Source organism: Psychromonas arctica (assembly GCF_038155225.1).
Taxonomy (GTDB): Bacteria; Pseudomonadota; Gammaproteobacteria; order Enterobacterales; family Psychromonadaceae; genus Psychromonas; species Psychromonas arctica_B.
On the sequence record NZ_JBAKBA010000224.1, the window covers coordinates 1 to 229 of the forward strand.

At 36.7% G+C, this 229-nt stretch carries 1 pseudogene; it reads right to left on the reverse strand.

The features are described from left to right. A pseudogene (locus tag V6255_RS18355) lies at window positions 1–229 on the reverse strand (23S rRNA (guanosine(2251)-2'-O)-methyltransferase RlmB); the annotation flags it as partial.

Consider the following 229-nt stretch of genomic DNA (forward strand, 5'->3'; position numbering starts at 1 on the left):
CTTTAGGATTGATTACAGCGTTTACACCAGCAGCTTCAGCACTTCGTAAACTAGCACCTAAGTTATGCGGTTAAGTCACGCCATCTAAAATCAATAAGAATGGTGGAACATCTAATGCTGCTAAATTCGGCTCTAAATCATTGTCCGTTAATAATTTCAATGTTTTTACTAGCGACATAATACCTTGATGATGTTCTCCATCAGATTTTTCTTCTAATGCTTTACGTAG